Origin of the sequence: uncultured Aquimarina sp. (assembly GCF_947496855.1) — a bacterium.
Taxonomy (GTDB): domain Bacteria; phylum Bacteroidota; class Bacteroidia; order Flavobacteriales; family Flavobacteriaceae; genus Aquimarina.
Genome location: NZ_CANMED010000003.1, coordinates 393,194 through 407,395, shown reverse-complemented (window position 1 = coordinate 407,395; position 14,202 = coordinate 393,194). Strand labels below are relative to the sequence as shown.

The window sequence follows — 14,202 nt, the reverse complement described above, 5'->3', positions numbered from 1 at the left end:
ATTTATTAGGACTCTACTACACCAAGAGTATATAATTGCTCTAGAGTTGGAGATTCACTTCCTCCTTCTGGTTCTAATGTTATACCAAAAGCTTCCGATTTATTAGGGTTTGTAAGTGAGAAAATTTTTGTTTCCTCTTCTGTAAACTTATCAAGTATTCCTAAGCTAGTAGGAGTAAGCGGATCTAATTTTAAGGACCAAACCTGATATACTTTTCCAGGAGGAGGAGTAGGCAGTCCAGCTACATCTATGTAAGCTGTTTGCTTTTCTTTATCCCAGTAAACGGCAGCATATGCAGTAGGATCTATTTTTTGAGCTCGCAGTGGAATTTGAAGTATGTCTTTATCACGTAAGACACTTAATAACTTTTTTACTTTTGATATATCTTCTTCTGCTACATTAATTTTTCCTTCTAATAAATTTTGTTCTATCTGTGACTCTACTACTTGTTGGCGTAAATTTTTATTCTTATTAAACTGTATAAACAAACCAATTAATAAAGCTACAGAAGCTGCCCAACCAATATACGCCGGCCAGTTATTACGTTTTGTAGCAATTGGAATAACATTTACATCATCATCTGTAAAACTTAACTTTTCTTTAATACGATTAAATACAGATTCTGGATTATAAGGAGCAGTTGCTGCAGATAGCTTCATAAGAGACTTTTCAATTTCTTTTATCTCTTCTTCGATTTCGGGATGTTCTTTTAGTACTTTATATACTTCAGCATTTTCTTTTTCGGATAATGCACCGTATACATAGAGTTCTAATATTCCGGATGATATAAATTGTTTGATATCCATAATTATTCTGCCAAGACTTCTCTTAATTTATTAATGCAAATTCTGTTCCGAGTTTTAATAGTTCCAAGCGGAATGTCTAATTCTTCTGAAGCTTCTTTTTGTGTGAATCCTTTAAAAAATAATAAATCAATGACTTTTTTACAAATAGGTTCTAATATATCGATGTACTTTTTTATACCTATAGCATCCATCTTACTGGAGAAATTACTTTTCTCTTCTAGTATATCTACGAAATAATCTGCAGTTTGGTTTTGTTGAGAGTTTTTAAAAGCTACTGATCTTGTTTTATCTATAGCTGCATTACGGGCAATATTAAGTATCCAAGTAAAAAAACGACCTTTTTTTTCTGAGTAAGAATCAGCTTTATTCCAAACTTTCACAAACACATCTTGTAACACTTCTTCTGATAGAGTCTCATCTCTAAGAATAGTGTAAATCACGCCAAATATGTTCTCTGCATACATTTCATAAATTCGCTGAAAAGCTTTTTCATTTTTTTGTTGCAGCTGAATAATCAGTTCATTGGGTTGCATAGGCCGGTAAGAGAGATTGTTTTCTAGGAAGAAGTATTCAATTTTAAAAAAAGAAAAAGGCTGTTATTAACAGCCTCTTTTATGCATGTTATTCTATAATTCCTCCGCAGCTTACTCTACTTCCTGCAGCACCTGATGGTTGAGATTTATAATCATCAATACCCTGATGCACTATGATAGCTTTACCAACAATATCTTTTTTATCATCCCCACATCCGATACACCATTCGTTAGTTGCAAAAGTGATAGAACCTTTACCATCTGCAGAAGTATTAAAATTACCTATATCTCCTTTATGATATCCTTCTGATGCTCCCCATTTTCCGTGTGGCTCAATAGTCGGATTCCAATGTCCTCCAGTTGATTTACCATCTGCAGAAGAACAGTCGGCTTTTTCATGAATATGGATAGCATGTTCACCTTCAGATAACCCGCTTAAATATGCTACCATAGTGACCATGCCACTTTCTTCTGTAAAAGTAACATTTCCAGATACTTCACTATCGCTTTTTGGTGTCAAAGACATTGCTAGAGTCTTTGAAGTAGTAGTTTCTTCTTTTTCCTCAGTAATTTCTTCATTTACCTTGTTTTCATATTCCTTTCCTTCTTTCTTATCACCTTTACAGCTAAGAATAACGATAGATAGAAAAGCAATTACCAATAGGTTTAGAGTTTTCATAATTTAATGATTTGTTACGTTTTGTTTAAACTAATATAGGGCAGTTTTACCTTACAGCAAAGGATTTAAGAGGTTTTTAGATTTTGTTATATACTAATTGTACTTAATTCTGTAATACTAACTCCAGAATTAGTATCAAGTGCTAGTTTGTATTGATACAATCCAGTTTCTCCAATAGCTATTAGGAGATCTCCAAAAATAATTACATCAAATGCATTTTGATTAATAGATGTAACCAAGTTAGATGTTGCAGGATTGGATATGTCAAATACTTTAATCTCATTATCACAAACAATTAAAAAATCATCATATAACCCTAATCCTCTTGGAAAAGCGAGATTTCTGGAATTAATCAAAATAGGTTCAGTTATGGTGGTAATGTCATATACCTGTAAGACATTGATATTATTACCACAAAATGTATCAGAGTGTAGCGTAACAAAAGCATGTGTGTCATTAGCAATAACTGGATCACAGGCAGTAAAATGTTCTACTTGAGATAATTTTTCTGGGTATTCAGGATTTGTTAATCCATATATAAACATTCCATTTCTGGATCCTATATATAAATAGTCCTTATAACTAAAAAGAGTTTCAATATTAAACCCAATTGGGATCGTATTTACTTGTACGGGATCTGTAATATCTGTGATGTTAAATACAGTAAGATCAGTATTGTCTACAGTATATAAATAATTTCCTTTTAGTGTAAATGTTGCTAAAGATCCTCCGGTACCATCAGCTACAGGAGAGAATGAATCATTTGAAGAGTCAGAGTCGCAACTAAATATTATAAAAGAAGTGAGTATTATATAGATATATTTTTTCATAATGTTTGTTTTAGTTAATTAGTGTCCAACCGATCACTACATTATTTTCGGGAATACTATATGGAAGAAACCCATCTGGCGAACGCAATTCTGGAAATACATTGATCACTCTTTTTGTAAGGGTGATTCCGTTATTGGTATCATATTCTACAGAAATTAAATCTGTTGCTTGGTTTATATAGATTATATTATCCCGTATGGCAAGATCTGTGGATCCAGGAGCTTCTAAAAATTTTATAGGAGTAGGTAATGTAGGGTCAGAATTATCGTATATATGAAACCCCTTATGTACTTCATTGATAAAAAGTAGATTGTCCTTGATATAGATTTTTCCAGAAGTACTAATGGATATAGGATTCTTCAGAGACACTGAATTTTCGAAATCGGTGCGATCTAGTAGTACAGGTTCATATCTAGAGAAAACGGGATCATCATCGCTATTTTCGCAATCTACCATAAAGGGACAGCAACTCTGCAAGGATATCAGGAACAAGCCTAATACTAATAATTTTGTTTTTTTCATCTTTTGACTGTTTGACTAAAAGATGGAATTTTACTGGAATGGTTGCGTTAAGAATAAGACTTTAGATATAAATAGGTTTTATAACTTCTTTATTAATTCTCTGGGATTTTTAATGCCTAACCTTATGTTTTCTGTAATGATTAAAGCTTTATCAATACGAGTTTGAGAATTTTTAAAACCTAGTACATAATAAATTAGACTTCTTTTTTTACCAGCTGTAAAAGATTCAAAAATCTCAGAAGCTTCTGGATCACTTTGTAATACGGCTTCTAGTTCTTCGGGCATCTCTACACCATATTTAGAAGTATCTTCAAGCAATTGAACCTGAAAATAATCACTTGGAAAAACTCCCAATTGTTTTTGATATTTCTTGCTGAACATTACTGAGAATAGCTCTTTTCTTTTTTGTAATGCTGCGTGAAACTGAACAGACTTATTCTGATATTGTGCTTGAACAACAACTCTTTTATGATTTTGATTTATAAAAGACTCAGCAATTTCAGCCGGAATCAGTATACTATGTATAGATTGTAAGGAAGTTTCAAAAACAGGGCTTTTCATGTATTCATTTTTCTAGTTGTTTCGGATTTGGATAGGAGCCTTTTATTATAAATTGAATTAGCACTAAATCAATAGTGATATTTATTTTATAAACTCAAAAATATAGAAAAATTTTAAGCTAAAATATTTCCTACTTAGAATAAGTTGTTTAATCATTTCACCTATTTATTAATCAAAATATGCATAAATGACCTCTGGAGGTTATTTTTTTTGAAAAAATTAAGAAAAAATTCTACAGGTATACCGTAATCATAAAAAGGGATAGTTATTATTCTGATTTTCAGAACTCCAAAATAATCGGATAAAAATATTTTCTAAACTCTAGTGTTCATGTAGGTTAACTAACAATTGGTAGTTTGATGTTTTTCATTTGTTTTTGATGTTGAAAAATATTCACTTAAAATGTGAAATGATTGAGTTTTGTTTAGTGATATAAGATTTATGTAATAGATACTTCTGATTTTGTTAAATTTAGTTAACACAAATTCAAAATTTATATATATGAAAAAAATGTACTCGTTTGTCTTATTTACTTTGTTAATGGGACAGGCAATGTTTGCACAAAACATCATGGATGGTATTGTTAAAAACCACCTAAACGAAACAATCACTAAATCTGCTCTGACAACAGAAGACGTATCAGAGTGGAAAGTAACAAATGTAGTTCCTTCATTAAATCCTGCGATACAACACGTGTATGTTCAGCAGTATTTTCAGGGAATTCCAATACAGTATGCGACTTATAAACTTACTGTAAAGAACAAAGAGAAAGTAACTTGGGAGATTGATCAATTCATAAAAGATGTAAAATCCAAAGTTACTTCTGCAAAATCATCTTTATCAGCAGAAAGTGCGATAATGAATGTAGCAAGAGCTCATAATTTACAATCTCCACAATTAGTTAGAGCGAAAAGTAAAGCTGATGGAGTATTGGTATATGAGAATTCCGGAATTACTTTGGAGCCTATAGAGGCTAAACAAGTATATATCAAACAAGATGATAAACTGGTATTAACTTGGAGAGTAAGTTTATACCAGAAAGATGGACAGCATTGGTGGAATGTTAATGTTGATGCAACATCAGGAAAAATTTTATACACAGAAGATTGGGTGATTACGTGTAATTTTGGAACTCCAGACCATGAAACTCATAATCATGGAGAGTCTGTATTATTTGATAAAGATATTCCTACGGTTCCAACTAAGGCAGAAGCTTCTGCTGCACTAGCACCAGATTCTTATAATGTTTATGCGATGCCAATAGAAAGTCCAATTCATGGTAGTCGTTCGATAGTAACTGATCCTGCAAATACTGCAGCATCACCATTTGGATGGCATGATACGAATGGTAGTGCTGGGGCTGAGTTTACAATTACTAGAGGTAATAACGTTTGGGCTCAGGAAGATAGAAATGGTAATAATGGTACCGGTTTTTCTCCAAATGGAGGAGCAAGTCTTGATTTTAATTTTCCAATTGATCTTAGTCAAGGACCATCAACATATGATGACGCAGCAATAACCAATCTTTTCTACTGGAATAATATTATGCATGATGTATTTTATCAATATGGTTTTGATGAGGCAAGTGGAAATTTCCAAGAAAATAACTATGGAAATGGTGGAGCAGGAAGTGATTCTGTAAATGCAGATGCGCAAGATGGAAGTGGAAGTAATAATGCAAACTTCTCAACACCAGGTGATGGAGGAAATCCTAGAATGCAGATGTTCCTTTGGACAAGTCCAAATCCTGATAGAGATGGAGATTTAGATAACGGGATCATTGCTCATGAATATGGTCATGGTATCTCTATCAGATTGGTTGGAGGACCTTCTTCTAATAATTTAGGTGGTTCTGAGCAAATGGGTGAAGGATGGTCTGATTGGTTTGGATTAATGTTGACTATGAAGGCTGGTGATTCTGGAACAGATTCTAGAGGAATTGGTACATACGCACTAAATCAACCAACTACTGGTAATGGTATTCGTCCGACTCCTTATTCTATTGATAGATCTGTAAATAATACTGATTATGCAGATATAGGAGGATTAGCAAGACCACACGGAGTTGGATATGCATTTGCTACTATTTTATGGGATATGACTTGGGGATTGATGGATGTCGAAGGTTTTGATCCAGATTTCTACAATGGAACAGGTGGAAATAATATTGCCATGGCTTTAGTAATAGAAGGATTGAAAAATACAGCGAACAACCCAGGATTTGTATCTGGTAGAGATGGTATCCTTCAAGCAGACCAAGATTTATATGGAGGTCAGTACGAATGTGTAATTTGGAAAGCATTTGCTGATCGTGGCGTTGGTCAAGACGCTAATGAAAATAACAATGGTGGAACTAATGGACAAACTGATCAAACAGTATCATTTGTTAATCCTTGTGATGGCGGTGGACCTGGACCAGGTGGAGATGAATGTACAGGTGATATAGCATCATTCCCGTATAGTGAAAGTTTTGAAGGAAATATTGGAGATTGGTCTCAAGATTCTGGAGATGATTTAGACTGGACAGTAGATTCTAACGGAACTCCTTCTACAGGAACTGGACCAACTGGTGCTGTTGATGGTACTTCTTATATTTATGTAGAAGCTTCTGGAAACGGAACAGGATTCCCAAACAAAAGAGCTATCTTAAATTCACCTTGTTTAGACTTTAGTGGATTAACTTCTCCAACATTAAGTTTCCAATACCATATGGTAGGTAGTGCGATAGGGACTTTTGATGTAGAAGCAAGAACAGATAACACAGGAAACTGGACAAGTGTATTTAACAGGACTGGAGCTCAGGGAACTGATTGGAACACTGCTAGTGTTGATCTTTCAGCATATGCAGGAAATGCTAGTGTACAATTACGTCTTAATACAGTTACGGGAGATAGCTGGCAAGGTGATGTTACTATCGATGGTTTAAGTATTACTAATGGTACAACGGATCCAGGACCAACTTGTGATGCAATCGATTTTAATACTTTTTCAATTAATCCATTTGCTACTCAAGATTCTGTTGGTGACTTCTCTATTGTAAATGGTGGAGCTGGACTATCAATGTCTAATAATACTTGGAAATATATTCCATTAAGTTATACAGTGACTGCCAATACGGTTATAGAATTTGATTTCAGTAGTACTGCTCAAGGAGAAATTCACGGAGTTGCTTTTGAGAATGATAATACGTTAACTTCTACAAGAGTTTTCAAAGTTCACGGTACTCAGAATTATGGAGTGACTAATTTTGATAATTATTCTAGTGGAACAACTACATATGTAATTCCAGTAGGTAATTTCTACACAGGAAGTATGGATCGATTAGTATTCATTAATGATAATGATGCTGGATCAGGAAATACTTCAGTTTTCTCTAATGTTAAGATTTATGAAGGATCTTGTAATGGATCGGCTGTAGTAGCTGATTTCGGACCTACAGTACCTATCTTAGGAAATGAAGATGAAGAAGGTGTTTCTGCTTTCACAATTGCACCAAACCCATTAAAGAGTGGTGGTTTATTGCAAATTTCTATGAAAGACTCTAAGAATTCTGATAATGTGTATTCTATTATGAATATGGTAGGACAGATTGTTGGGCAAGGAACCATAAGTGGTAGCAAAACTATCAACGTTGGTAATCTTGAAGTAGGTATGTATTTACTAAAAGTTCAAGGAGAGACAAAACGATTTATAATCAAATAAATAAGATTATATACAAAGTTTTTATCAAGGAGGTTATCTGTTAAGGATAACCTCCTTTATTTTATGATTATTAAGCTTTTGTTGACGAAGTTATTATAGAAGAAGTAAGTTTATTTTCGAAGTTGATAGTTTTTATTCAAAATGTATTTTCATTCCTTCATGAGAATCTTTAAAGCCTAATTCTTCATAAAATTTAATTGCTTCGGGTCTTCTTTTATCAGTAGTTAATTGAAGTAAATGAGCATTTCGCTCTTTCGCCCGATTCATTGCCCAGATAAACATTGTTTTTCCGATTCCAAATCCTCTCTTATCTTTTCTAATTCTTACAGCTTCAATTTGAGCTCTTATTCTACCTTGATATGTTAAATATTGAATGAATGTTAGTTGTAATGTCCCGATAATTTCAAAATCCTCATTTTCAACTACTATCAATTCTTGGTTTTTATCTGAGTCAATCTCTTCAAAAGCTTTTAGATATTCCTTCGGTAAAGGAATTTGGAAGTTTTCTCTTGTTTTTCCAAGTTCATCGTCAGCAATCATTTGTACAATTGATATTATATCTTTTTTTATTGCTTTTCTAAACTTCATATGATATGTTTTTCGTTATTACAGGATAACTCTCTATATGTTATTGCTCGTCAAGAAAATTATCGAACTAGGCAACTTTTTTTATTTTATAGATACTGTTTTTAAGTAAAAGAATAACTAATAAGGGAGTTAATCCATGTGGAATTCTATATAAAACTTCGTGTAAATTCTGATGAATAGATTGTAAAGGAAAATCCCAATAGAAATTAGCAACTATTCTTGCCATAGCTGTTAATAACCCCCACAGCAAGGCATACCATAATCCATATATCTGAACTTTAGGAATAAAAATAAGAATAGCAAGTATAAAGTCCAAAATGCCAACTACATATAAAAAAGATATGGCAGTAGCTTCAGTAAATCCAAAGATTTGTATAGTCATGTCTATAAACTTTCCGGGAACAGGATAAAATCCAAAAGCATATAATCCGTGAGAAAAAAAGGTGAAAGCTATCAGAATTTTTAAAATAAAAATCAAGCTTTTATAATGTGATTTTTTGGAATAACTATATAACAATATAAATGGTAATCCGAATTGAATGCTGTGTTCAAAAAATTGAGCTGTATGGTAAAATTTTTCTTTTGTAAGTAATATGGTTAATATTATCAAACTGCAACCTCCTAAAAATATAGGAATACGAAACCACCTAACAGTAGTCTTTTTTATTACTAAGGTAGAAATGGCTGCAATAAGATATAAAAAACCATTGATTTTAATACCATTTTGTATCATTTGATCAGTACGATCACTAGTGGCATATTCTTGCCATGAAGTATTAAAAATTCCTTCAATTATAGGTCTTAATAAAGATTCATCCCAAAAAAAAGATCTATATGGAGCATCCCAAAAGAGATGTTGCCAAGCTCTACCAATGAAAATTAAAAATACTGATATTTTAAAAATAAGTTGAGTTTGTTCTTTAATCATAATGACAAAATAAAAAGGAATATTGTTAACTGATTACAAATTCAATATTATTTTATCTATAACATATAGTAAAAAATATTAATTCTTAATTAAGAATTAGTTAGAGTTGTTTTTTTATTCAATTAATGGACTAGTTTTATTTATTATAAACTAACTTTATAGAACCAACTTAATTATTTTTTCATGAAAAGAATACTAACCCTTCTTGTAATTTTTATAGGATTACAAGTTACCGCTTCCAATGACAAATATCGACTATCCCTAAGAGGAAATCCAGCAACCTCTATAGTAATAGGGTGGAATCAAATATCTGGTAGTAATCCTACTGTCTATTATGGAACAATCGATTATGGAACCAATTACAGTAATTATCCTAATGCTAAGTCACCAGATAGAACGGTTTCATACAAAAGTATGAATAATACCTTTGCAAGATTAACTGGATTACAACCCAATACAGCATATTATTTTGTAGTAAGAGATAGTCAAGGTACCAGCGAACGGTTCTGGTTTAAAACAGCGTCTGCTGATAAAAGTAGACTATCTTTTATAGCAGGAGGTGATTCTAGAAATAATAGGACACCAAGACAAAATGCTAATCGTTTGGTAGCTAAATTAAAACCACATGCGGTTTTATTTGGTGGAGATATGACAGATAGTGATTCTAGTAGTCAGTGGCAAACTTGGTTTAACGATTGGCAGTTAACTATAGCTGCAGATGGTAGAATGTTTCCGATTATTGCAGCACGGGGAAACCATGAGGATAGTAATAATAGTATATATAATCTTTTTGATGTGCCATCATCCAGTGTGTATTATGCGATCACTTTTGGAGATAATCTTGTAAGAACCTATACGTTAAATACGGAAATTTCAATTTCTGGTAATCAAACTACTTGGTTACAAAATGATTTGAATTCAAATAGCAACGTGTTATGGAAAATGGCTCAATACCATAAACCCATGCGTCCACATGTGTCTTATAAATCTGAGGGAAATAGCCAATATAGTAACTGGGCTCGGCTATTTTATGATAAAGAAGTGAAGCTGGTAATCGAGTGCGATGCACATACCGTAAAAACTACTTGGCCGGTGAGACCTTCTACAGGATCAGGAAGTGATGAAGGTTTTATTAGAGATGATCAAAACGGAACTGTATATGCTGGAGAAGGGTGTTGGGGAGCTCCTCTAAGATCTAACGATGATAATAAAAACTGGACACGGAACTCTGCAAGGTTTAATCAATTTAAGTGGATCTTTATCGATGAGGATAAAATCGAAACAAGAACCATCAGAGTAGACAATGCATCTCAAGTAGGATCTGTATCTAATAATAATGTATTCCAAATTCCTTCTAATTTAGATATATGGAATCCTTCTAACGGAAGTGTAGTGACTATTAATAAAGGAACAACGGTAGATCCAGATCCTGATAATGGTAGCATAAATGTAGCAATCATAAGTGGTGATGATGATGTAGAAGAAGCACAAGATGGAAGCTTGTATACCAATAGCAGTGATTTAGAATTGGTATATGATAGTAATGCTAATGCAGGAAATCAGATAATAGGATTGCGATTTAGGTCTTTGAATTTGCCTAAAAATGCAACAATAACCAATGCTTATTTACAATTTACAGCAGATGAAAGTAATAGCGCGAATGCAGCATTAGAAATTTCACTTCATAACAGTAGTAATTCTTCAGCATTTACGACTAGCGCTAACAATGTTTCTAGTAGACAAGTGTTTTCAAGTAAGGTTCTCTGGAATCCTAATTCTTGGTCTAGTGGACAGAGTAGTAATGCACAACGTACGCCAAATTTGAAAAATATGGTGCAAAGTCTAGTAAACAAAAGTAATTGGGCATCGGGTAATAACGCTTCTTTTATTATCAGAGGGAAAGGAGTAAGTTTAACTAATACATCAGCAAAAAGAGTAGCGGATTCTTACGAAGGAGGTGCAGGAAAAGCGACAAAACTTATCGTAAACTATACGACAGATGATAGTATTCCTGTTGATATTTGTTTAGGGATTTCTCCTTGGCAAAGCGGTATCAGTTATGTTACAGGAGATAAAGTAACATATCTAGACTATTTATACGAGCGTACATCATCAGGTTGGTCAAACTTGGGAGCTTGTGGAACATTACGCAGTAATGTAGATGTATCTAAAATACAGGCACCACCGTTAGAAGAGTTACAGAACGATTTGTTTTTTGTTATATCACCTAATCCTTTTACGGATCAGATTAGTATAAAAACCTCTTTATTTGAACCTAATAAAAAATATACAATTAATGTTTATACTCTTACAGGAAGAGTAGTTCATAAAGAAGATGTTTCCTCTAGACTAAAGAGTACTCCTATTAAATTGACTCCGAAGATTATACAAACGGGAATTTACCTGCTTTCTATTAAAGATGAAAATGGAAAGACCATACATACCAAAAGATTGGTGAAACAATAAGAAACTCCCTAATTGTTTTGAGCAAATAGCTTTAAAACCGTTAGCCAGTTATATGTTAACGGTTTCTATTTTGTTTATATAACATTTTGATAATCATTAGGTAAAGCGTATTCCAGTATTAATTTGGAAATTTAGATAATATTCTTAAAACCATAATTATATGAAACTGATAAAAAAAATTATACTGTTATTCATACTTTGTTTTTCGTTTTCATGCGAAACAGAAATTGACAGTATAGAGAATCAAACATCAACAGTTCAAGAAAAAAGTCAGGTAAGCTTTGATGTTGTGATTAAGTTAGTAGATGAATGGTCTGGTCAGGAAATTCCGGCAAGTACATTACCAGGATATGGAGCTACAAATATAGATACAGGTGAGATTTATTTTGACTCTCGATATGAAGTTGGACTTTTCGAAAGCCTTCCGGTAGGAACATATAGATTTGATGCTCGCGATGGATATTTTGATGGAGCATCTTCTGCAATTATTACCGTAAGTTCAGAAAATGAAACTCCAGAAGGTTGGATTGAAGTGACTTTGAAATATTGGTCAGAATAATAAGACCAGAAGATTTTATATACTTTTCATAATGATAAAAGGGAAGCATTAAGTCCTGTATAGCTTCCCTTTTTGACATGTATTAATATAAGAATTGGTATTACTCTTTTGAATATAGCTTTTGAGCAAGTTCAATATTTAGTGAATCATCTATCTGTAGAAAGTAATTCAGTTGCCATTTTTGAGTTCGTATAGCTTGAATGTTTTTAGCAGTATACCAAGGCGGATATACTCTAAAAGCTCTTTTTCCTTCTTTTTTATCTGTAGAAATAATTCCTTTTTCAATCAATTTAGATTTTGGAAAAACAAATTGACCAAGATGATCATCATGTTTTACATTTACTATAAAGTAATCTATTAAATCCGTTTCTTCAAAAGGTTCAATAGGACCCTTGTTTTTACGTTTCCAAAAGGTTACGAATTGCCCCACTTTTTTTGGCGTTATTTTAGCACTTCTACAAACAATTTTCAGATCATTTAAATGAAAATTACAGGCTTTATATTCTTTACTTTCGGACTCTAGGCTAAATTGTTTAATCATTAGCGCACATGGATCAAAGACTGATTGTTTTATATCTACAAGTTCTTTAGGAATATCGTTCAAGTGATTGGTATTAGGAGCATAACATAATTATAAACTTATTTTAAATCAATTTAGTAATCACTTGCGTTTCGCTATGTAATGTTTTATGAACAGGACATTTATCCGCAATCTGAAGGATTCTTGTGATTTGTTTTTCATCTAGATTTCCTTCCAGTTTAATTTCTCTTTCGAAAGTATCTATTTTGGCACTTGGATTTTCACAATTCTCACAATCTTCCATATGCTTTTTATCATAACTGGTATGTACTTCTACATTTTGTAAATCCCAATCCTTTCTGGCTACATACATTTTAATTGTCATAGCCGTACAAGCTGATAATCCTGCGGATACTAGTTCATATGGAGAAGGTCCAAAATCGTGACCGCCTACACTTTCAGGTTCATCTGCCACCATATAGTGATTTCCTACCTTCATTTGGGTAGTATATCCTTCATCATTCCCTAAAGTGGCTACCACATGATGTTGGCTTTTTAACCTGGTTTCTTCAGGAATATCAACATATCGAGATGACCAACCGGCAATTACCTTACCAGTATAGATAGAATCTTCTTTTTTCATTAATAAATGATCAGCTCCATCTAAAGTTACAAAACTTTTAGGATGTTTTGCAGCGTGATAAATTTCTTCAGCATTTCTAATACCTACTGTAGTGTCTTGTGGAGAATGCATCACCAATAAGGCTTTGTTTAAGTTTTTTGCTACTGTCGGTAATGATTTGTTCTCTAGATCATCTAGGAATTGTTTCTTGATAGTGAAATCTCTTCCGCTGAGGTTTACTACTGCTTTACCGTTCGCTTCAATTTCTTCTAGACCACTTCGTAATAAATGTTGTACGTGAGTAGGATCAGAGGGTGCACCTACCGTAGCTACAGCTTTTATAGAATTGATTTCTGCAGCTGCAAATATAGCGGCTGCACCACCTAGAGAATGTCCAATCAATAGAGAAGGAGCCTGATATTCTTGTGCTAAAAAATCAGCAGCAGCAATTAAATCCTCCACATTTCCTGAGAAATTAGTATCTGCAAAATCACCTTCACTTTCTCCCAAACCTGTAAAATCAAATCGTAAAACACCAAATCCTTGAGAAGTAAGTGCACGACTAATATTACGAACTGCTCCAAGGTTTTTATTGCATGTAAAACAATGTGCAAAAAGCGCAAAGTTATGTGGATGTTGATCCGCAGGTAATTCTAAACGTCCAGAAAGTGTTTGACCCTCTGCGTTGGTAAATGTAATTTTAGAAAGACTCATGTGATTCTTGTTTTTATTAAATGTCGTTTTTTTTGAGCTTTTCTAACTTTTTTATAAGGTTAAAAATGTGTTAAAGCAGATTCATGAACATTATCTGATCGATTTTAAGTTTTTTATAATTTTATTAAAAAACTAATTAGACTAGTTACTTAAAAGCACAAAATATGTTTT

General features: G+C 33.0%; 13 protein-coding genes. 3 read left to right on the top strand and 10 right to left on the bottom strand.

The genetic code is table 11. From position 1 onward, the window contains the following. Nucleotides 1–5 precede the first annotated feature (5 nt). The 6 genes from Q0921_RS11220 to Q0921_RS11195 form a co-directional block, all read right to left on the bottom strand. Nucleotides 6–806 (bottom strand): anti-sigma factor, encoded by an 801-nt coding sequence (locus Q0921_RS11220; RefSeq protein ID WP_299256803.1) that lies wholly within the window; start codon nt 804–806, stop codon nt 6–8. 2 nt (nt 807–808) lie between these two features. Then, nucleotides 809–1,339: a sigma-70 family RNA polymerase sigma factor gene (locus Q0921_RS11215; RefSeq protein ID WP_299256801.1), complete on the bottom strand. Its 531-nt coding sequence runs from the start codon at nt 1,337–1,339 to the stop codon at nt 809–811. An 88-nt stretch (nt 1,340–1,427) separates the two neighbouring features. Next, on the bottom strand, nt 1,428–2,018 hold the full coding sequence (locus Q0921_RS11210) for a superoxide dismutase family protein (protein ID WP_299256799.1): 591 nt from the start codon (nt 2,016–2,018) through the stop codon (nt 1,428–1,430). An 86-nt stretch (nt 2,019–2,104) separates the two neighbouring features. Next, nucleotides 2,105–2,848: a hypothetical protein gene (locus Q0921_RS11205; protein WP_299256797.1), complete on the bottom strand. Its 744-nt coding sequence runs from the start codon at nt 2,846–2,848 to the stop codon at nt 2,105–2,107. 10 nt (nt 2,849–2,858) lie between these two features. Then, nucleotides 2,859–3,371, bottom strand: a complete 513-nt coding sequence (locus Q0921_RS11200) for a hypothetical protein (RefSeq protein WP_299256795.1) — start codon at nt 3,369–3,371, stop codon at nt 2,859–2,861. A 78-nt stretch (nt 3,372–3,449) separates the two neighbouring features. Continuing rightward, entirely contained in the window at nt 3,450–3,932 is a 483-nt protein-coding gene (locus tag Q0921_RS11195) for a YdeI/OmpD-associated family protein (protein WP_299256793.1), read from the bottom strand. A 501-nt stretch (nt 3,933–4,433) separates the two neighbouring features. Here Q0921_RS11195 and Q0921_RS11190 point away from each other — a divergent pair. Continuing rightward, complete coding sequence (locus Q0921_RS11190; RefSeq protein WP_299256791.1) at nt 4,434–7,634, top strand: M36 family metallopeptidase; 3,201 nt, start codon at nt 4,434–4,436, stop codon at nt 7,632–7,634. A 132-nt stretch (nt 7,635–7,766) separates the two neighbouring features. On the opposite strand, the gene Q0921_RS11185 is transcribed toward Q0921_RS11190, so the two are convergent. Further along, a complete protein-coding gene (locus tag Q0921_RS11185; protein ID WP_299256789.1) occupies nt 7,767–8,222 on the bottom strand; it encodes a GNAT family N-acetyltransferase in 456 nt (151 codons plus the stop codon). A gap of 67 nt (nt 8,223–8,289) precedes the next feature. Continuing rightward, nucleotides 8,290–9,150, bottom strand: a complete 861-nt coding sequence (locus Q0921_RS11180) for a hypothetical protein (RefSeq protein ID WP_299256787.1) — start codon at nt 9,148–9,150, stop codon at nt 8,290–8,292. A gap of 183 nt (nt 9,151–9,333) precedes the next feature. Between Q0921_RS11180 and Q0921_RS11175 the strand changes: the two genes are divergently transcribed. Both Q0921_RS11175 and Q0921_RS11170 read left to right on the top strand, forming a co-directional pair. Continuing rightward, nucleotides 9,334–11,616, top strand: coding sequence for a fibronectin type III domain-containing protein (locus Q0921_RS11175; protein ID WP_299256785.1), 2,283 nt, complete (start codon nt 9,334–9,336; stop codon nt 11,614–11,616). A gap of 160 nt (nt 11,617–11,776) precedes the next feature. Next, nucleotides 11,777–12,175, top strand: coding sequence for a hypothetical protein (locus Q0921_RS11170; RefSeq protein WP_299256783.1), 399 nt, complete (start codon nt 11,777–11,779; stop codon nt 12,173–12,175). Nucleotides 12,176–12,275: 100 nt separating this feature from the next. On the opposite strand, the gene Q0921_RS11165 is transcribed toward Q0921_RS11170, so the two are convergent. Together Q0921_RS11165 and Q0921_RS11160 are read right to left on the bottom strand one after the other, a co-directional pair. Beyond that, the gene (locus tag Q0921_RS11165) at nt 12,276–12,779 is read right to left on the bottom strand and encodes a MepB family protein (RefSeq protein ID WP_299256781.1); all 504 of its coding nucleotides are present in this window, start codon (nt 12,777–12,779) and stop codon (nt 12,276–12,278) included. Nucleotides 12,780–12,819: 40 nt separating this feature from the next. Beyond that, nucleotides 12,820–14,031, bottom strand: coding sequence for a bifunctional alpha/beta hydrolase/OsmC family protein (locus tag Q0921_RS11160; protein ID WP_299256779.1), 1,212 nt, complete (start codon nt 14,029–14,031; stop codon nt 12,820–12,822). Nucleotides 14,032–14,202: the final 171 nt, after the last annotated feature.